The organism is Candidatus Enterococcus murrayae (assembly GCF_017315985.1).
Lineage (GTDB): Bacteria > Bacillota > Bacilli > Lactobacillales > Enterococcaceae > Enterococcus_A > Enterococcus_A murrayae.
Genome location: NZ_JAFLVR010000043.1, coordinates 1 through 18,549 on the forward strand (window position 1 = coordinate 1; position 18,549 = coordinate 18,549).

General features: G+C 36.1%; 15 protein-coding genes and 1 pseudogene. 3 read left to right on the forward strand and 13 right to left on the reverse strand.

Annotated features, from left to right (window positions below):
* The 7 genes and pseudogenes from JZO85_RS16675 to JZO85_RS16705 form a co-directional block, all read right to left on the reverse strand.
* A partial coding sequence (locus JZO85_RS16675) for a hypothetical protein (protein WP_207109650.1) occupies positions 1-1,462 on the reverse strand: 1,462 nt, incomplete at its 3' end.
* Positions 1,449-1,850 carry an LPXTG cell wall anchor domain-containing protein gene (locus JZO85_RS16680; protein ID WP_207109651.1) on the reverse strand — a complete coding sequence of 134 codons (402 nt, stop codon included), beginning with the start codon at positions 1,848-1,850 and terminating at the stop codon, positions 1,449-1,451. The genes JZO85_RS16675 and JZO85_RS16680, both read right to left, overlap by 14 nt.
* Positions 1,819-2,898: a WxLIP family cell surface protein gene (locus tag JZO85_RS16685; RefSeq protein WP_207109652.1), complete on the reverse strand. Its 1,080-nt coding sequence runs from the start codon at positions 2,896-2,898 to the stop codon at positions 1,819-1,821. Before JZO85_RS16685 ends, JZO85_RS16680 begins: the two co-directional genes overlap by 32 nt.
* Before the next feature lie 71 nt (positions 2,899-2,969).
* Complete coding sequence (locus JZO85_RS16690) at positions 2,970-3,653, reverse strand: WxL domain-containing protein (protein WP_207109653.1); 684 nt, start codon at positions 3,651-3,653, stop codon at positions 2,970-2,972.
* Positions 3,654-3,975: 322 nt separating this feature from the next.
* Positions 3,976-4,563, reverse strand: coding sequence for a TetR/AcrR family transcriptional regulator (locus JZO85_RS16695; protein ID WP_207109654.1), 588 nt, complete (start codon positions 4,561-4,563; stop codon positions 3,976-3,978).
* A 279-nt stretch (positions 4,564-4,842) separates the two neighbouring features.
* Positions 4,843-5,095, reverse strand: a pseudogene (locus JZO85_RS23165) (transposase); the annotation flags it as partial.
* Positions 5,096-5,569: 474 nt separating this feature from the next.
* A complete protein-coding gene (locus JZO85_RS16705; protein WP_207109655.1) occupies positions 5,570-5,770 on the reverse strand; it encodes a transposase in 201 nt (66 codons plus the stop codon).
* Between the two features lie 211 nt (positions 5,771-5,981).
* Here JZO85_RS16705 and JZO85_RS16710 point away from each other — a divergent pair, with 211 nt between their 5' ends.
* A complete protein-coding gene (locus tag JZO85_RS16710; protein WP_277988949.1) occupies positions 5,982-8,372 on the forward strand; it encodes a DEAD/DEAH box helicase family protein in 2,391 nt (796 codons plus the stop codon).
* A gap of 284 nt (positions 8,373-8,656) precedes the next feature.
* Here JZO85_RS16710 and JZO85_RS16715 read toward each other — a convergent pair whose 3' ends face one another.
* The 5 genes from JZO85_RS16715 to JZO85_RS16735 all read right to left on the reverse strand — a co-directional run bounded on the left by JZO85_RS16715 (position 8,657) and on the right by JZO85_RS16735 (position 15,543).
* Complete coding sequence (locus JZO85_RS16715) at positions 8,657-9,892, reverse strand: hypothetical protein (RefSeq protein WP_207109657.1); 1,236 nt, start codon at positions 9,890-9,892, stop codon at positions 8,657-8,659.
* Positions 9,893-9,931: 39 nt separating this feature from the next.
* On the reverse strand, positions 9,932-10,993 hold the full coding sequence (locus JZO85_RS16720; RefSeq protein WP_207109658.1) for a hypothetical protein: 1,062 nt from the start codon (positions 10,991-10,993) through the stop codon (positions 9,932-9,934).
* Positions 10,994-11,277: 284 nt separating this feature from the next.
* On the reverse strand, positions 11,278-12,129 hold the full coding sequence (locus tag JZO85_RS16725; protein WP_207109659.1) for a PRD domain-containing protein: 852 nt from the start codon (positions 12,127-12,129) through the stop codon (positions 11,278-11,280).
* Positions 12,130-12,152: 23 nt separating this feature from the next.
* Positions 12,153-13,556 carry a glycoside hydrolase family 1 protein gene (locus JZO85_RS16730; protein ID WP_207109660.1) on the reverse strand — a complete coding sequence of 468 codons (1,404 nt, stop codon included), beginning with the start codon at positions 13,554-13,556 and terminating at the stop codon, positions 12,153-12,155.
* Between the two features lie 79 nt (positions 13,557-13,635).
* A complete protein-coding gene (locus JZO85_RS16735) occupies positions 13,636-15,543 on the reverse strand; it encodes a beta-glucoside-specific PTS transporter subunit IIABC (RefSeq protein ID WP_207109661.1) in 1,908 nt (635 codons plus the stop codon).
* A 303-nt stretch (positions 15,544-15,846) separates the two neighbouring features.
* Between JZO85_RS16735 and JZO85_RS16740 the strand changes: the two genes are divergently transcribed.
* Positions 15,847-17,019, forward strand: coding sequence for an MFS transporter (locus tag JZO85_RS16740; protein WP_242550405.1), 1,173 nt, complete (start codon positions 15,847-15,849; stop codon positions 17,017-17,019).
* A 132-nt stretch (positions 17,020-17,151) separates the two neighbouring features.
* Positions 17,152-17,538 (forward strand): hypothetical protein, encoded by a 387-nt coding sequence (locus JZO85_RS16745; RefSeq protein WP_207109662.1) that lies wholly within the window; start codon positions 17,152-17,154, stop codon positions 17,536-17,538.
* A 147-nt stretch (positions 17,539-17,685) separates the two neighbouring features.
* Here the strand turns inward: JZO85_RS16745 and JZO85_RS16750 are convergent, their stop codons facing one another.
* A complete protein-coding gene (locus tag JZO85_RS16750; RefSeq protein WP_207109663.1) occupies positions 17,686-18,543 on the reverse strand; it encodes an ROK family protein in 858 nt (285 codons plus the stop codon).
* Positions 18,544-18,549 lie beyond the last annotated feature (6 nt).

Below are 18,549 nucleotides of genomic sequence, written 5' to 3' on the forward strand. Positions count from 1 at the left end.
CAGTTAATCCAGATACTGTGGCATTATTATAGGATCCATTTTCAGTAATTGTATGTCCTACATTAGTCACTTTATCTTGAATAGTTGATCCATCATTTGAAGTCACTTGAACTTTCCCTTGTCCAGAAGTTTGAAAAATATCTCCAGTATAAGATTTTCCAACCATCGGTATGGCTATTGCAGTAGCGCTCGCTTGAGTGAATGTAGGTGCAGTTATAGTCAGCGGGCTTGGATCAGCAGTGACAAAAGAAAAGTAACCAACGGGTGTATACATATCTCCTACCACTGGCAATGTCAATCCAGGAACTCGAATGAAAGTAGCAGTTCCATTAGAGGCTTCCGCAGTAAGTAATATGTGGTAATAGGTATTTGGTTTCAGGTTATTAATTGTTCCAACCCCCGTTACATAATTACTGTACCTTCTAAGATCTACATAGCCGACTGCATTTTGCTTTAATGTTGATACCTGACTTGCTGTAAGTTTCAATGTTCCAGTTGGTATAGAAGAGTTATCTTTACATAAGTAAGCTCTATAAGTACCTCCAAGAGAAGGGAGCCCTGAAAAGTCACTTGAAAAAACATCTATTTTTGCACTATTCTTGGTTATGTTTTGGATATATACGTGTTGATATCCTTGAGAAATTGAGTAATTATATTCTGGGTAACCATTATAAAGTATGTCTGCTCGAGTTGAACTTAATAATTGAGCATTTCTTGGAGATACTTGTATACTATTATCTTTTTTCGGAATTTCTGCCCTGAAAGATTCCACAGTAGTAGAATTATTACTGTCATTTGAACTATCTGGCGGGGTATTTAGCTTACTGACACTAGCATCTAACTTTTCTTTCTCTGAAGCTGATTCCTCAAGAATAAAATATCCCTTGTGAATAGTCCGAACTAAAGGTTTATCCTCCCTCATCTCTTCCACAAAATAGTCTAAAATCAAACGATAGTTTTGATCATCTGTAAGGTCGTTAGACTCAAACCTGAAACTGCGCTCGTTTAGAACATGGTTTTCAGATACTTCAAAAACTTTTTCATCGTACCATTCAGATTTGTCACTTTTCGATTCCAATACCGCTTTCTGGAGAATAGTTTTTGATTGATTTTTTGATTTGGAATCTAGAACAATCTCACCATCAAGAAATTCTGCATTTCTTTCTACCTTCACTATTGGATGAACATCATCTTCGTTATCTTTTTTTGATAAATCACGTTCCTCATAGGTTTGCTCTGCGATAACTTCTTTTTCTTGATCCTCGGTACTCGGATCTTCTTCAGACGATATCATTTCATTAGATCCACCCAATACGCTACTAGACATCGTGGTAAGTTCGTTAGTAGATGTTTCTGTTTGTTTAGATTCTTCTGAATTTTTTGAAGTCGCTAAACTAACCAACGGATTAATGAGTAATCCAACAATAAAGATATAAGAGATCCATTTTTTATTCACTGACATTATTCCTCATCCTTTCATAAATACTGATGAAGAAAAAGAGTAAAACGATGATCATACCAAGATAAAGAAGAGTAGAATTGTATTCTTCTCCGGTCATAGGTAATCGTTTGTCTGATGCTGCTGCATAAGAAGCATCATAATCATTTCTTTTTTCAATTTTTTTAATTAATGGTAATTCAATTGAGTTATCTTCTGTTGCTACCTGGTTCGAAAAAGTTATAGTTAGCGGTGTGCTATAACCACTGCTACTGTCCGCATTGGAATTGACCGGATTTATTAAAAGTAGAACACTACTCACTAGACCAAGCAATAAAAAGATTACCTTTTTCATCTCTTCACCTTCTCCCTGAGATAAATTATATTGCTCTCCACTTTTTACTGCGTACATATAAACAGCCTATCAAAATGACGTTAACTAGGCTGATGAGAATTGTTACTAGTGGAACCCAGCTTTGATAAGTAATGGTAAAATTAGCATCTTCATTTATTTTTCTTGCCTCTTTCTCACCAACAGTAAAGTCCTGTTTCCATTTCCATGTACTCGTCCCCGATTTTGCCTTTATAAATAATGTATATGTACCACTTTTAAGTGGATCTATACCCCAGTTTGTTGAGAACTCGAATTGTGAATTTGGTGCCATACGCATGTTGTTCATTTTTCGTTTTTTTAATACCTCACGTCCTCCTTTTTCTGTCAATTTAGTCTCAATCATTAGATCCTTTAATATTTTAGGTTCTGGATTTTGCATTCGTGCCTGAATTACTCGTCTTCCTTGACTAACGGTTGGTTGAACATTCAAAAATTTTAATGTAGAGCCATCATCGTATACTTCGGAATCCTCTGTTACTACAAGTCCGATACGATAACCAAAAGTTGAACTGATACCCTCTTTAACTTTTGATGTATCTGCCTTCATAATGCAGATAGCTCCACCTTTTACTCCAGTAAATTGTTCTTTCGGTGGAGTAATTTTTATAGTGACTTTCTTCTCTTCATAATTTTCTACTGTAACTTTCTTTTCAGAGATTGTGGTAATTTCTTCGATGGAGTTTTTTAATGTTGCATCCTTTTTATAATCTTCGTTATCATAATCAATAGCCCCATTCTTATTTGTATGGGCATCTTTTACATAGATACTTACAGTCGCTGGTTTTACATTTGTACTTCTTATTTTTATAGTTAATTCTTGAGGTTTATTAGGCTCTACTTTAATAAAATAGAACCCTTTTTTTGAATCAATTTGAGTTTTGGTTAGTATTGGTTCTACCGCAAATCCTACGTCGTTTTCGGGCTGATTTTTACTCCCTTCTATGCCTCCTGATTCTTCAGCCAAAACTATCGAAGTGCTAAATAGACAACTGAAAATGAGTAGCATGCAATAAATCTTTCTTTTTGTACAAAAATGAAAGACAATTTTTCGAAAAATTTTTCCCATTAGTGTTCTCCTCAATAAAAAGAAAGAGGGAAGAGAATTACACCCTTCTCTCTTTCTTTTTATAAAAATTATTAAAATGAATTTGTTAGAGCCCAAGTAATGTTACCTTGGAATGTTTGACCAGCATAGTTAGTACTGGTATCACCAGCAGCCAGCTCCAATTTCATTGAATCAATTGGTAGTGCGTAACCATGCCCACTGATACTTAAATCTGTCTTAGCTAATTCTTGTGAAGTTCCATCTAAAGCTAATTCTGTAACTCCGGCTGTTACACCATTACCTACAGTGATATTAGTTGCATCAGTTGTAGCAGTGTCAGCGTTTGGCTCACTTGGTGCTGCCCAATCTTTCATTGTTCCCACTTCGACACTAATCTTTCCTGAGTTGATGATTTGTGTAGAGTCTAATGGATTAGTCAAATTAGATGCACTTGCAGACAAAGTCCATTCATTATTAGTCGTCGAATCATTTCTTCCATCATACAAAGCAACATACTTTCCATCAGTGTCAATTGTTTGTGTCAATGCATTTCCTGCAGTATGGGTATTACCAAAATCAACTAAATTTGGAACGAAACGTAATTGTAATGCTTCTGGATTTGGGTTTGGGTTTGGAATATGTTCTTCAGCTTCAAACTGGACCCTTACTGGCGTATCTAATGTGTCAGCAAATCCCGCAATACTTCCTGCAAAAGCCATTCCAATAACTGAAAGGCTAACTAAGCTTATTCTTATTTTTTCTTCAAATTTTTTCATTCTAATTTCTCCTTACAAATATAATTTGAGACGTGTCTAAAATCGCTTAGAAAGTTCTAATCTCTAGCAAAAATAGAAACTTTAATCTTTTGATTGTTGATCTCTAAAAAAATTTACTTAAATAGTAGATGTATCACAGGGTTCACCAACAATAATAATCCTGTAACTGTCCATAATTTTGCATTACGACACTTTCTCATTCGTAAATAGACACTCCAGATAATGCAAAGGATTGCTATTATTACCATAATGAAATAAATACTCCCTAAATGGTTGTTAGTAATGTCCATCATCCGAATAAATAATTCAAGTATTTTCATTGCTAGCCCTCCTCAAATAGGTTGTAAATTGAATGATCAAGTAAAAAATTAAATGTGTTATCATTACCTTCATTTGTGTTTGCATCCATTAATCCTAATACTAAAATTGAATTAAGAATGCGAATAACCTCTTCTTCAGGCAACAATAATTTTAGACCAGAATCTTGAACTGTTTTAGAAAAGATAGATTGACTATTTTTTTTCACTATCTCTATCTTTTCATTGGGTAGCTTTGCTAAAAATAATTCATAATCGGGATTATTAAAATTGTATAGCTTAGGATATTTCTGAAATTCATGAAATACCCATTGTAATCCCAACTTGAATCCTTCAATTTTACTTTCATTTTCATTTACAAACATTATCCAAGTGTCAATTAAGTTCTTTTGAACTTTTTCTAAAACTTCAACAAATAAATCTTCTTTGCTTTTGTAAACTATATAGAATGCACCTGATGATATTCCAACTTTGCCTGTAAGTAGTGGAATATTTGTCTGCTTATACCCCCTCACTTTCCAACTTTCTTCACAGACATTTTGTAAGTTGGTCTTGATCTTCCGAATATCCTCTTCTGAGAATTTTCTTGACATGCTCTCCCTCCTTCCTGTGAATATACATTAAAACATATTCATGAATTAAAATCAATATCAATTCATGAATATATTGTATAATTTATTCACAGATGTTTCAACTGTAATATTTGCAAAATTTTTATTTTTAGATTTTAACGGCTTCTCTTGCTTCAATCAGCATAAAAATTAAATGAAGCTGTGACATAAGTCGTTGTTCTTAATCGGAAAAAATTGGTTTCCAGATTTCATTTACTGATTTCTGGGAGCCAATTTCTATGTGCTTAAGGTGTCAAACCGTTTCCTAACTGCTGACTTTCTCATATTTAATGCCATGATAAGGACGCCCGTTTCCTTTTTACTTTTTCTATGCCTCGAACATGGTATCGTGTGAAATGCAAACAAGCCTTCATCCATCCGAAAACCGGTTCTACGTCAATTTTTCTTTGTGAGTAGATTTTCCATTTTCAGTCTCTGAAAGCAAGGTGCATTGTTTTGCTTTAAAGTATTCTAGCGAAGGATCGACCTTAATAATGCGTGTATTTCCTTGGCTCAAGGCTTCTTGAATTACTTATTTATTTTCTATATATTTTTCTGCTTTATACTCTTTGAAGTTTCTAACAAACCTATCGACTTTATCCGTTTCTGTTCTGTACACATTGAAATTAAAAGAACACCTTTTGGATCAATGTAATAATCCTCTTTTTCGATATACGTCCAACTCAAGACTTTTCGTTCATCTGATTGCCATATTCACTTTTTTTATAAACGATTGATAAACCAAACAGTGCTGTCTTCTTTTGGAATATAAGAAGTTGTGATATATAAAGTGAGTTGATTCATTTTATAATTTGTCTACACGATTTTGATCCTTTCGGGGATTGGATGACTTAGAGTACGGGGGCCACCGCACTAGTATAGCTTGAAATCCATTTTCTTAAAACGGAGTGTGCAGAGATCTGAAAAAATGTAGTTGCCTGATGGAGAAATATCTCATCATTGATGACTGCTAAAACAGCTTCCTGTCTCAGCTCATTATTTTACCGATTCCACGTTGCAGCTTTTTTAATCCCTCGATTTCATCATCATATTTATGAATCCACTCTTTTATCATCGCCCAAGAAAGGGAGTACCTCTTAGCGACACTGTTCAGACTATAATGTCCATCCATCACTTCTGAAATAACTTGATATTTTTCTTCTGGAGAATAACGGCTTCTCTTAGACACACAAAAACTCCCTATAAAATAGATTTAGAATTTTTGTTTTTTCCTCGTCTACTTTATAGGGAGCATATCAGAGTGTAACAGTTGCGGAAATTTTTAATATAAGAGTATAGTCTAAAACTGGAACCCCACTCTTCTTTTTAAAATAAATTTATGATAAGCTGAGAAATAATTAAAAACCTACTTGCAAAAAACAAAATTTTTGAGGAGAAAAATGGTGCCGACTATCGAGTTAAGAACCTATCAACAACGAGTAATCGATCAATTAGTTAATTATTTGGATAATAACAGTATCCATATTGTCGCTCCACCCGGATCAGGCAAAACAATCCTAGGGATAACGATTATTGATAAAATACAGAGAAAAACATTAATTTTAGTTCCCTCCTTACTGTTGAAAAAGCAGTGGATTGATACGATCCAAGAATATTATCCTCAATGGGAAATATCTGAAAATCTGCTTCAACCAGCTCAAATTACTATCACTACCTACCAAGATTTATTAGGTAAAGGAAAAGAGTGGAAGCATTACTTTGAAGAATATGGCATTAATTTTCTTGTGCTAGACGAATCCCATCACTTAAAGAAACGTTGGTCGGACCTCTTGCTACATTTGCGAGAACATGCGAATGATTTGCAAACATTAGCCTTAACCGCAACACCTCCGTTCGACGCGAATCAAAAAGAGTGGAAAAACTACATTCGATTGACGGGAGCGATTGATGAAGAAATCTCTGTTTCCGAGCTGATAAAAGAAGAGGTACTCGCCCCTTATCATGATTATATCTACTTAGTACCTGTGACAAAAGAAGCACAGGGACAATTCTCAGATTTTTTAGAGAATCAAAATCAAATCGTAGCTAAGCTTTGTTGTAATCAAGAAGTAACTGATTATCTGTTAGCACAAGAATTTATTCAACAGCCTTTGAATTGTACAACGTTTATTTATAAAAATTTTGACGTTTATTTGAGTTGCCTATTCTACCTGAATGAGCAGCATTACCAAATTGGCAGGGATCACTGGAAGGTTTTAGGGACAAAACGAAAAAAATTTGAAATTCCTCAACAAACAAGAAACAGTATCATCGATTTATATCAATATTTATATCATGCAAATCCACGCTTAAATATATTTAACTATTTATCAAAAGCAGGCTGGCTATATAACGATAAGCTTAGGCTGTTTCCAAACTTTGAAGGTACGAATCAAGCAAACATTCCATTAGTAAAAGAAGCGATCCAGCATATTGTTATAAAAGAAGAGAGCTATTTAGGGAGCATGCTGCGTGGTGTGCTTTTATTCGATCATATCAAAAAGGATGTTCTAGATGGGAAAGAAAACTACTTAGAATATGGTGTTGCACCAGCATTTTTAGATTTCAAGGACTTGCTTAAACCTGAAACTTCTCTAGCTGCTATTTGTGGAGAATTCCTCATTATTAGTCAGGAGGTTTATCAGAATTACTTCATAAACTACTCAGCATTTCAGAAAGAGAAAAATCTAGCCAATTATGTTTATCTAACCATGACAGACAAAAACCAGAGCAGTTTATTATCCCTCACAACACAGCTTTTAGATTCTGGAATTCTCAATTTATTAATTGGGACTGTCAGTTTGTTGGGGGAAGGATGGAATTGTCCTTCGATTAACACCATAATTATGGGAAACGCGGCGGGGTCCTACGTACAAACCCAGCAGATTCGCGGTAGAGGATTACGTAAAGATGGAAAAAGAAAGCTGACGAATATTTGGCATATTGGAGTAATCTATCCGAATATTCCGTTAGCAGAACAACCTTCCTTCGCTTCCATTTTTAAACGTTTATCATTTATCGAAGGCCTAAATTTGCTAACGGTACCGCTGGTTTCAACGGGTAGTGAGCGATTTGAATTACCGGATATTCCGGATATTCAAGCCATAAGCGGCTATACGCAACACAATCTTTTTCAAGCCAAGGAACGTGAAAAATATTTTGCACTATGGAGTGATGCTTTAAAGCAAGGAACTCGCTTGGCAATGCCCCTGTTTATTCGAAACCAGTCTGCAGAAAAAGAATTGGATGTTAAAACAACTACCTTTAAGAATAGAAAAGAAAAATCGCTGAACTTCTTTCAATCTCTGCTTCAAGGGAATCTAGCGTTCTATTTTAAAGAACAAAAAAAGAGAAGGCTTTGGCGAAATTCTTGTCGAATCCAACAAAAAGTAGTTCAAACGATTTATCAGTTACTAATAAATGAAGGGCTGCTATCTGAAAAAATCCCCTTAACAATTAAGTGGGATGAGACTGTCTTCTCCTGTGAAGTTACTGCCAGCTATCATCAGGAAAAGCTATTTAATAACTTAGTTAGCGAAACATTGGGTGAAATCGAGAATCCTAGGTATCTTTTAAAAATTAAACATGCCTACTTTGCAGTCCCCGCTCGTTACAGCAAGAATAAAAAGGATGCTCAGTCTTTCTTAGCAGAGATTCAAAAAAGCTATTCATCGGCAGAAATTTTCTATTCGAAGAACCTCGCTGGTCGGAAACACCTGATTAATGCACGATTAAATACTTTGATTAATCCTGATAATTTAGAAATTATCGAGCAGAAAATTTGGCATTAAAGGGGCGCTGGAACGCTCATACAGAAAATAGTGATAGGCACATAAAAACAAACCATCCACCATTTTGAGTAATCGGACATTTAGCAGAAAAATGAACAACGAAATTTATATTTCTACCGCTATTTTCTGCATCACTGTTCCCTGTACCCCTGTGACGTTTACGCAAAAATTTTTTTAGAATGATAAAGAAAAACATCAGGTTCTCTTTCTATTTTGTCCTTACTGCTTAACGAAAAGCATAAAAGGCAAGCTCTTCCATCAACGGTATGTTTATATTCCCAATACTACTTTTCCGCGAATATCAATAATTTATCCGTCGAGGTATCGTAAGTAAGTACATAAAATGTCCCATCGCTTTTTTCTAGCACTCTCGCTCCCTCTGCATTCTTAGGCAATTCGAAATAATCTTGATATAGTTTGTTTCCTCTAACGGTTTCTTTTATTACTTTCCTACCTGAGTTCCATAGAATATAATCCTTTTTTCTAATAAAATTTGCTTCCTCTATGAATGGATCTGTCTGGCCAAAGTTAACCTTCTTTCGTGTATTCATTTTTATGTTTCGCAAGTAATACTGATAAACAGTGATATCCTCATATTCCATGTCAGGATTTTCGGCCATCTCTGCCGATGAGTAAGGACTCACATACGTCAATAATTTTTCAATTATCCATTCATCCGAATACGCAAAGTATGCTTCCGCATAATCCACCTTCTCATCTGGAAACGTATAGCTTTGCTTTTCATTCGTTTTCAGCGTTTTAATCGTATAGCCCGAGTCGGTAGTCAAAATTTGCTTCGTTTTCTCTCTATTTGTCTCTTCCTTCAATAATTCATTGCTTCGTTTATTGATGTCAAAATATTTCTGGTACAATCGCTCATATTCTTTACCCGTTTCCAACACTTTTTGGACCTTATTTGATGAAGCCTCAATCTGTAAGATAAACGAGCGGACTGTTTCCTCATTGGAGCGCTCAGCAGTTGGAGAGCCATACCCCTGAATATAAAAAGTTCCTGAATCAAAAACAACATCGGGATATTTGCTGTCAAACTCAACAAATTGGCCAATTTGTTTTCCAGACTTCAAATCTACTAATCCGAAATAATACTTCTGTGTATAGTCCGTTTGTCTATCCTTAAAATCCCCAATCACTTTAACAACTGCATAATGCTCATAAACTCCTTCATCCTCATAATCAGGAAAAAATTCAAGCTCTTCATCCTCAGGAATTTCATTTAACTCAATCGTTTCGGCTTTTTTAGAATACGGATCAACTTTCCATAGCTTATCATTATTGAAATAGACCAACTGATCCTGGTAGATTCCTACTTCATGGACTTCTTGCCCGTACGACTTGATTAAATCAGTATCTGCAAATTTACTAATATCAATCTTACGTAATTTTATACTCTCTCGTTGTTCGACCGAATACGATCCCTGACCAAAAAAATAACCAACTAAACAAATAGATAGAGCCACTAGTACTGATAAAATGGCTATCCAATTTTTTCTTTTCTTCACTAATTTCTCCTTTGGGTTCATTTGTCTGACAGCATACTCCTATCTATTAATTGATCCATTATTGACTCCACTTTCGGTATAACTAATCATTCGGAAATTATTCTGGTCAACTAAAACAACTCGTTTCTCCATCAATAAATCGTTATGCTCCATAGGTTTCTTGAAACGAATGTAATAACCATTATCCCAACTTGCATCTACATCCTTTTTAAATTCTATCTCATCAAACGGTAAGTCGCCCTCTTGCCCCATTAATGTGGTTGTACTGTGTATGACTCCACTACCGTCTTCTTTCACCTCAAAGCTTCCTATTGTAGAATCATCTGTATATTTGATTGTCCAATTTCCGGTCATATTAACTGGCGCATCATTTTGCTTTTCTTGGACCTGCGCAGTCATCTTTTCTCTGTACCCTTCAACATCTTCACTAGAAAATCCTTGTTTACTACCAACATTATATATTCCATAAAATGGCAGCTCAGGTTCCAGGTTGTCGTAAGTAAGTTTCATCGGATGATACATCCAATCAATAAACTCTTTTGGTAAATCAGTGGTTGACCTGCCTGGTAAATAAACCCTCATTTCATTTGCATCATCTAATCCGTATATACGATCAGTTGGTATCACCTCATATTTTCCTTCTCTACCAGCTTGAGGACCGGTAACCTCTAGATTTCCGATACTCATCTTATATTCAAACTCCGAAATCTGCTCCACATTTTTGAAGTTCCCCTTAAAATCACATTGATGAACTTCTGATGCATCATAATCGGCATAAATACCGGTAAACCCACCTTTACCATCCATTTTTAAGACAGTTTGCCAACCACCCGCGCCGCTAGTGAACGTAAACTCTTTTGGCAGTTGGGAAAAGAACGCAGCATTTGGATCACTTGATAGCTCGGATATTGAGTCACTTGAACTATTCTTAACCTCTTCCCTAGCCTCTGTACTGCTCTTGGTCATCTTGGTACTTGAGTATTTTTCTAAAACCTTAACTACGCCGCTACTCTCTTTACTTGTCGACTTTTTTTCAGTCTTACACCCTGCAATACTAACTAAACAAAGACAAATACCCAAACCCATAATTACTTTTTTCATGTAATTTTTCCTTATCACTTTTTCCGATTGTCATTAGTATATCAGGAAATAGCATCAAACAGTTTGGTCTCTATAAAACAGACCTATAATTATATCTTTTGTGGTATTAATTTCTAAAAAAACATCCCTTTTTAAAGCATTTTGTTAGTCATGTCACTTGTTTATTTCATAAAAAAGAATTTCCGATCTTATTTAGGTGAGATTGAGTCATAAAAAAAGGACGCTCCGCAAACTGAATTGCGAAACGTCCGAAACGAGTAATTTGAATAACATAAGTTTTCCTTTTACTCCTCTTGCTCCTGTTCCTCCACAATTCGATGCAGATGAACAAGCAAATAGATTTTCTCTTGCTTGGTGATATTCAAATCAAATTCTTTGTAAATAAAGATTTCAAAGGCTCTAATAATAGCTACTTCCTTCGTCATTTTTGTAGCTAAAGTTTGGTACAATTCTTCTTTATCTTCATCAGGAAAAAGTTTTCCTTCATAGACCCGTTCACTGAAGTAATTTAAATGGGTCAAAAAGCGAGAGTAAGTAAATGTATCACGGTTTATCTTTCCACCCACGATTCTTTGAACGATTTTCTCAAAATTATTCATTAGTTTTGCGATACTCTGACCTCTTTGATGTGAAGAGGATTCCATCTTGGCATTGACAAAATGAAGTCCGATAGCTGTTGCCTCACTATCAGGCAATCGAATTTGAAGTTCTTTATTTATTAGCTCTACTGCATATCGTCCAATTTGATACTCATTTTTATGGTATAACATCACATCAGGGTAATTAAAATTCTCACCAACATTTCCCGCTTCAAGACGTCTTACAACGAATGAAACATGATCAGACAAAGACAAATAGAGGTAGTCTTTTACCTCTATTTGATAGCTGCTGGCGGCATAATCAATAATTTTTTTAACCAAGTTTATATAAGTATCATCTAAGGTGCTGGCTAATTGAACAAAGTTCGTTAGCATTTTATTATCCGTCAAAATGAACACCTTTTCGATTTCATCTTCTTGAATCTCATGGCCAATTGCTTTGTTATATCCAATGCCTTTTCCCATCAAAATACACTCAGTACCTGCTTCATCTAAGGCTAAAACGAGTGAATTGTTCATCACTTTTAGCACCTGCATTGACTCACCGCCTTATCTTTTCTCTAGTCTGTCAGTCCATGATCCTGAATTACTTTTTGATACCAATAAAAACTATCTTTAGGAATACGTCGTAAATCTTTCAAATCATGATCTTCTCTATTTATATAAACAAATCCATAGCGTTTCTTAAACCCTTGATGCGAACTTAATAGATCCATGACTGACCAAGGGCAGTAACCAAATAATTCAACACCATCTTGAATCGCATCATAACAAGCTGAGATATGATCACGGATGTAATTGATACGATACTGATCATGAACTTTTCCATCTTCAGTCAAGACATCCGCCGTTCCTAATCCATTTTCAGTAATAATCAGTGGTAGTCGGAATTGACGATAGTATTCATTCAGGACCAGTCGTAATCCCATTGGATCAATCTGTGCACCATACTCTGTAGCACTTAAATTCTGATTCTTTTCAACTTGGAAATAGCCATAAAGATCAAAGTCAACATCTTTTTCACGAACACCCAATGCATGCGTATCGTCAACCGGTAAGTAGCTAGCCACCAGTGTTCGATAATAATTCAACGCAATAAAATCTGGTTTCGCCGCAGCGAGGATCGCCTTGTCCTCAGGCAGAACTACTGGGGCAATGCCGGCCTTGTCTAAAAACTCTTGATAATAGCCAGGATATTGTCCAAAACAATACATTTCTAAAGCATAATTTGTCTTGAAATTATCATTCATTTTGGCTGCCCAAACATCCATTGGCTTATTCGAAGCAGGATAGGTCATCGTTGAAGAAACTGCTGGTCCGATTTTACTTCCTAAAATCATTTCGTGACAATCATTCGTCGCGTGAGCATGGGCAACAAACATATGATAATCCATTTGAGCACGCACTCGTTCCTTGTCTTCCAGCTTCACCTCATACATGTTCATACGTTCATCTACTCGAATCATTAAGTTTTGTTCATTATTTACTTGCCAATGCTTCACTCGATCGCCAAAAGCTTGATAACATATTTGAGCGTATCTTCTAAAAGCATCCACACAAGCCCGAGATTCCCATCCATTATACTTTACAGCAAGTGCATATGGTAAATCAAAATGATATAGGGTAACAAAAGGAATAATCTCATTATCGATCAAGCAGTCAATAACCTTATTATAAAATGCAATCCCTTTCTCATTAACCTCGCCATCTCCATCTGGAATAATCCGTGCCCAAGATAAAGAAAAACGATACGTTTTCAACCCCAATTCTTTCATCATTTTGATATCTTCTTCATAGTGGTGATAAAAATCACTCGCTACTTTCGTATCCGCTTGTTGAGCAGAGCGAGTAAAAGAATTATGGTCTGCAACGGACTCTCCCTTACCATCTTTTTCCCAAGCTCCTTCTATTTGAAAAGCAGAGGAAGAGGCTCCCCACCAAAAATCTTCATCGAATTTTTTCATGTATTTATACGCTCCTTATTAATCTCTTAAAATGAATAACTGTCACTAAACTACAGAACCCCTGCAGCTTAAAATCAATTTATACTGCTGGCTTCGTCAGAAAGAACAATAGATTGCTGCTTGTTTCAATGTGATTGTCTTTCGTTGAGCCAATAGCTACATAGTTATTGGAATTAGTAATAATCACTGATGTCGTTAAATCGTACCCAGCATTTTCAATCCCCTCCATATCAAAGGAAACGATTCGCTGACCTTTCTTCAATCGTTCACCAACATTCGCATGCTTTTCAAAGAATTTCCCATCTAAATTCACTGTGTCAATCCCTATATGAATTAACATTTCAACACCATTATCTAACGTTAAGCCGATAGCATGCATCGTCGGATAGAGTACACTGACTGTTGCATCCATTGGTGCGACGATCTCTCCTTTGCTTGGATAAATGGCTATTCCCTTACCCATCGCACCAGAAGCAAAAACTTCATCTGAAACTTCCGATAATGAGATCGCTCGGCCTTCTACCGGTGAATCTACTACTAAATTGCTATCTTCAAAAACTAAATCATCGTTAATTGCTTCCTTAACTGCTTCCGTCAATGTTTCTTGAACTTTTTTCGCATTTTCTTCTGGAATATCTTTAAAACCTAAAACAACCGTCATGATACATGCTCCGCCAAAAGCAATTAAGCAACCTAATAGATAACAAACAAATGCTTTCGTGCCAGCTTCAGCATAGACAGGAATGGTCAGGACACCTTGATTAGCAAAGGCATTCCCATAAGAACCGCCCCATCCCATTAAAGCTCCTCCCAACGCACCACTGATCACAGCATAGATCATTGGTTTTTTTAAACGTAAATTGGCCCCATAGATTGCTGGTTCAGTAATCCCAAACAAGGCAGTTACAGTAGCTGATGCAGCCACCGTTTTTAAGTTTTTATTTTTTGTTTTTAAAAATACACCTAAGGCCGCACCAGCTTGAGAAAAATTAGCAGCACCGGCGAAAGCAAGTAGATTTTGACGACCTGTTTTCGCAACATCATTAATCCCGATTGGTATAATTGCTCGATGGGCACCAAATATAACTAGAACACACCAGATTCCACCAATGAAGGCTCCTAACAAAATTGGGCTTAGCCCCATAATATAGTAGTATGCCCAGTTAACAATATTTCCAAAATAAATACCGATCGGTCCAAATACCATTAGAGTTGCCGGAACCATAACCAATAATGATACTGTTGGAACCATGATGATTTTTAACACTTCTGGCATGATTTTCTTAACGAATCTCTCAACATATGCCAATACAAAAATAGCAATTATGATTGGCACCACTGACGATACGTAGTTTGCCTGTGTAATTCCTACACCGAACAAGGTCACTGGATTTTCTCCAGTCATTAAATCAACAACTGCAGGGTAGCAAAGCGTTGCTCCTAAAATCATGGCAATGTAATCATTTGTTTTAAAGACTTTGGCCGCCGAACGTGCCAAAATGATCGGCATAAAATAAAATAGTGCGTCAGAAGCGGCATTAAGAATAATATAGGTGTTGAATTCCTTAATATCGACTTGATACATATTCAGCCCAATCAACGCCGCCACCGCCAGAATTCCTTTCAACATACCAGAGGCTGCAATTGCAGGAACTGTTGGTGTAAAGATTGCGGCCACTGTATTTAAAATTTTCGTGCCTATCCCTACTTTTTCATCCTCCTCATTGCTTGTTTCCTGTAATTCACCCACCATTGGAATCATTTCATCATAGACCTTTTCAACTTTATTCCCTAAAACTACTTGAAATTGACCGCTAGCCTCGACTACTTGGATGACTCCTTCCGTATTTGAAATGACCTCTTTATTTGCTTTGCTCTTGTCCTTAAGCACAAAGCGCAAACGAGTAAAGCAATGAGTCAAACTTGAAACATTCTCTTTACCGCCAACTTCTTCCAAGATTCGTTTTGCAACATCATGATTATCCATTTTCTAATCCTCCAAAAATTTAGTTTGTATGAACGTCAATTTCCTTTGGCCAAAGGTCCGTGCTTATTCGACAAAAAAAGATCAAATATACATAAATAACACCATAGGACATGGTTATCATTTACGTACACTTGATCTCGCCTGCATTACCAGTAACGCGTCAAACGAACGCGGTTATTAAATTTACACCCACAATATATCATGCTCCTTTTTGAAATGCAAGCGAATTCACAAATAAAATTTTATTTGCTTTTTTTTCACATTTTGCGTTATGCTTGTCCTTGAATTTTTAAATCATGAAGGATGGTGGTTATCATAAAAAAACGAGAAAAGAATCTATTACTGTTAATCGTTACGTTATTTTGGTTTGCCCAATATGTTTATATTCCTTATCAAACTCCTTACTTAGCAACAATCAATGTATCCGCGAGTTTCATCGGAATTATCATTGGCTCGTATGGTATTTCACAGTTAGCACTCCGTTTGCCAGTAGGTATAATAGCAGATTTACGACCGAACCACCGCTTGTTTATTTCGCTAGGTACCTTGTGTGCTGGAGTCGCTTCCTTATTTCGCCTCCTCTTTCAAAACGGCATTGGTTTTCTATTAGGAAATATTTTTTCAGGCTTTGCTAGTGCTACCTGGATTTCTTTCATGGTTTACTATCTTAGCCTACACGATAATCACATGCAAAACGCCGCTACAAGTAAAATTATCATGACGAATAATATTGGTATGCTGGTTGGTTTTATCACCAGCAGCCTTTTATATAATCAGATTGGTATGGCAAATATTTGTTTATTAAGTGTTTTAAGTGGTTTTTCCGGATTCGTTATTTCATTGAATCTTAAAAAAACAGAAACAAAAATTAAAATAGCTGTTAATGCAAAAGAACTATTAGCGGTTGGTAAACAACCAAAATTAATTTTATTCTCTTTTTTAGCACTAATTCAACAAGGCATCCAGATGTCTACGACAATGTCATTTACTAATCAATTGATTAAGGAACAAGGCGCTACTGATTTCCAAGTTGGATTATCATCGATCATTTATATGTTCTCAGCCGTTATTTTTTCTCGTATTAGTTCCACCTTATCTCTGAATCTCCAACGTAGAAAATGGTTGACCTTCACGTCATTTGGATTTCTCGCACTTTATTGTCTTATTGTTCCATTGGCTAATGCATTACCTATTTTCTATCTTTTACAAACCATTCCTGGTGTTGGTACTGGAATTTTATTCTCACTACTAACTTCTGAAGCCATGGAAGGCATTGAACTCCATAAAAAATCAAGCGCAATGGGGTTCTTTCAAGCAATCTATGCAGTTGGCATGACGCTTTTCCCTGTCTTAGTCGGTGAAATCAACAATGCTATTAATCTAAAGTTCGCCTATTGGGTCCTAGCATCCTTTTCACTCATCGGTGGAATAATCGCTCTTATTTATTACAATTTCTCCCAAAAGCTAAAGTCCTAAAATCAAAGAGCTCTGGATTGATCGACCAAAGTTAGCTTTAGGTCAATTTTTGAAAACGTACAGTCATATGATAAGCTATACTAAGAATTTGTGTAATAGTCCACAAACAATAGCACAAATAGGAGGCTTTCCATGTCCATAGGTATGCATTTAGCTAGTAATCATAAATTAAAAGTTTCTTCCCACATTGTTTCTTCAGAATTTATGTCGTTAAACGATCTTAGATGCCAAGAAAATTTCACAGTAACGAGGGATCAAGACGAGGGCGTTATTCATAAGTACACAACCAAACCTTTTGTTTACTATATTGATATCTATAGCTGGAAAAATTTCTATGAGTATTTCTCAGACTATTTGAAATCGTTAAATAGTCCTTTTGAGTTGTGGAAAATATGGGAAGACAGCTATGAATATGAGGATCTTATCACCACGAAAATTGAATCATTAGATACACAAACCTTAGAAAAAATTTTCGGACTTAATGAGTATTTAGATCCTATAGTAGGAATTTATGAGTAAACAAACTTCCTTTTGACCCTATAGTTGATTTTGAAACGGTTGAAAAACATAAAAACACACCTGCGACTCTAACTATCGCAGGTGTCAGCTAGTTTTATTCAATTAATCAAATCAGCCTTTTGGCTCAAAAAGAAAGCATCAGATCTTCTAAGTTCTTTTTTGGAAATTCAATGCCGCACCGATCAAATTGGCATCGTTATGAAATTTGCAGCATTTGATTGTAGGCATTATTTCTCCAACACCTTCTGCTTCAAGCTGCTCCAACAATCGCTTGGAAAGCTCTTCTGCTAACTCTGGCCGCTTAGAGATTCCTCCGCCTAAAACGATCAGCTCAGGATCAAGCATTACTTGAATATTATAGAGATTACTTGCCATGGTCTGATACATATCGTTTAGAAGCTCCGCAGCAAGTGAGTCACCATTTTGGTTTAGCTCGTAAAGCTCTTTTCCCTCTATTTTAGTATTGGTTTGATCAGAGTAAAAGTTTGCAGCTTTGACTAAGGTACCGTTTTGGCTGAAGGTTTGGATATGTTGGCTTTTCAACAGTCCTACTTCACCGCCAAATAAATGACTTCCTTTATATAGTTCCCGTCGAATAAAAAGTGCCCCGCCTACTCCTGTCCCTAAAACAACAAAAGCAATGTTTTGTGCATCCTTGCCGACACCAAGCTCCACTTCGGCAACTCCTGCGCAATTTGCGTCATTTTCTATTGATACAGGAAGCGCAAAATACTTTTCGAGTTCATCGAAAATCGGACGTTGATGAATATAATCGACTGCACTGATACCTAGTATTTTTCTTTGTTCTTGGTCAACTGCCCCCGGTGCGCTGATCGCGATTCCTTCAAAAGGTTTGTTGTAAGCATTGATCGTCTGTTTCATTTTTTCCAACAACTCTTCAAATGTTTCTGGGGTTTGAAATGCGGAAACCTGACTGATTCTTTGATTCATCCATACCCCATGTTTGACTGTTGTTCCGCCAATATCAAATACGGCTAAGCTCATTTGTAA

Excerpts from the sequence above, each read along its gene's own strand:
- JZO85_RS16695 (WP_207109654.1), bottom strand. The coding sequence starts at position 4,563 with ATGTCAAGAAAATTCTCAGAAGAGGATATTCGGAAGATCAAGACCAAC.
- JZO85_RS16680 (WP_207109651.1), bottom strand. The coding sequence starts at position 1,850 with ATGTACGCAGTAAAAAGTGGAGAGCAATATAATTTATCTCAGGGAGAA.
- JZO85_RS16740 (WP_242550405.1), top strand. The coding sequence starts at position 15,847 with ATGGTGGTTATCATAAAAAAACGAGAAAAGAATCTATTACTGTTAATC.
- JZO85_RS16710 (WP_277988949.1), top strand. The coding sequence starts at position 5,982 with ATGGTGCCGACTATCGAGTTAAGAACCTATCAACAACGAGTAATCGAT.
- JZO85_RS16720 (WP_207109658.1), bottom strand. The coding sequence starts at position 10,993 with ATGAAAAAAGTAATTATGGGTTTGGGTATTTGTCTTTGTTTAGTTAGT.
- JZO85_RS16730 (WP_207109660.1), bottom strand. The coding sequence starts at position 13,556 with ATGAAAAAATTCGATGAAGATTTTTGGTGGGGAGCCTCTTCCTCTGCT.
- JZO85_RS16750 (WP_207109663.1), bottom strand. The coding sequence starts at position 18,543 with ATGAGCTTAGCCGTATTTGATATTGGCGGAACAACAGTCAAACATGGG.
- JZO85_RS16735 (WP_207109661.1), bottom strand. The coding sequence starts at position 15,543 with ATGGATAATCATGATGTTGCAAAACGAATCTTGGAAGAAGTTGGCGGT.
- JZO85_RS16690 (WP_207109653.1), bottom strand. The coding sequence starts at position 3,653 with ATGAAAAAATTTGAAGAAAAAATAAGAATAAGCTTAGTTAGCCTTTCA.
- JZO85_RS16745 (WP_207109662.1), top strand. The coding sequence starts at position 17,152 with ATGTCCATAGGTATGCATTTAGCTAGTAATCATAAATTAAAAGTTTCT.
- JZO85_RS16685 (WP_207109652.1), bottom strand. The coding sequence starts at position 2,898 with ATGGGAAAAATTTTTCGAAAAATTGTCTTTCATTTTTGTACAAAAAGA.
- JZO85_RS16725 (WP_207109659.1), bottom strand. The coding sequence starts at position 12,129 with ATGCAGGTGCTAAAAGTGATGAACAATTCACTCGTTTTAGCCTTAGAT.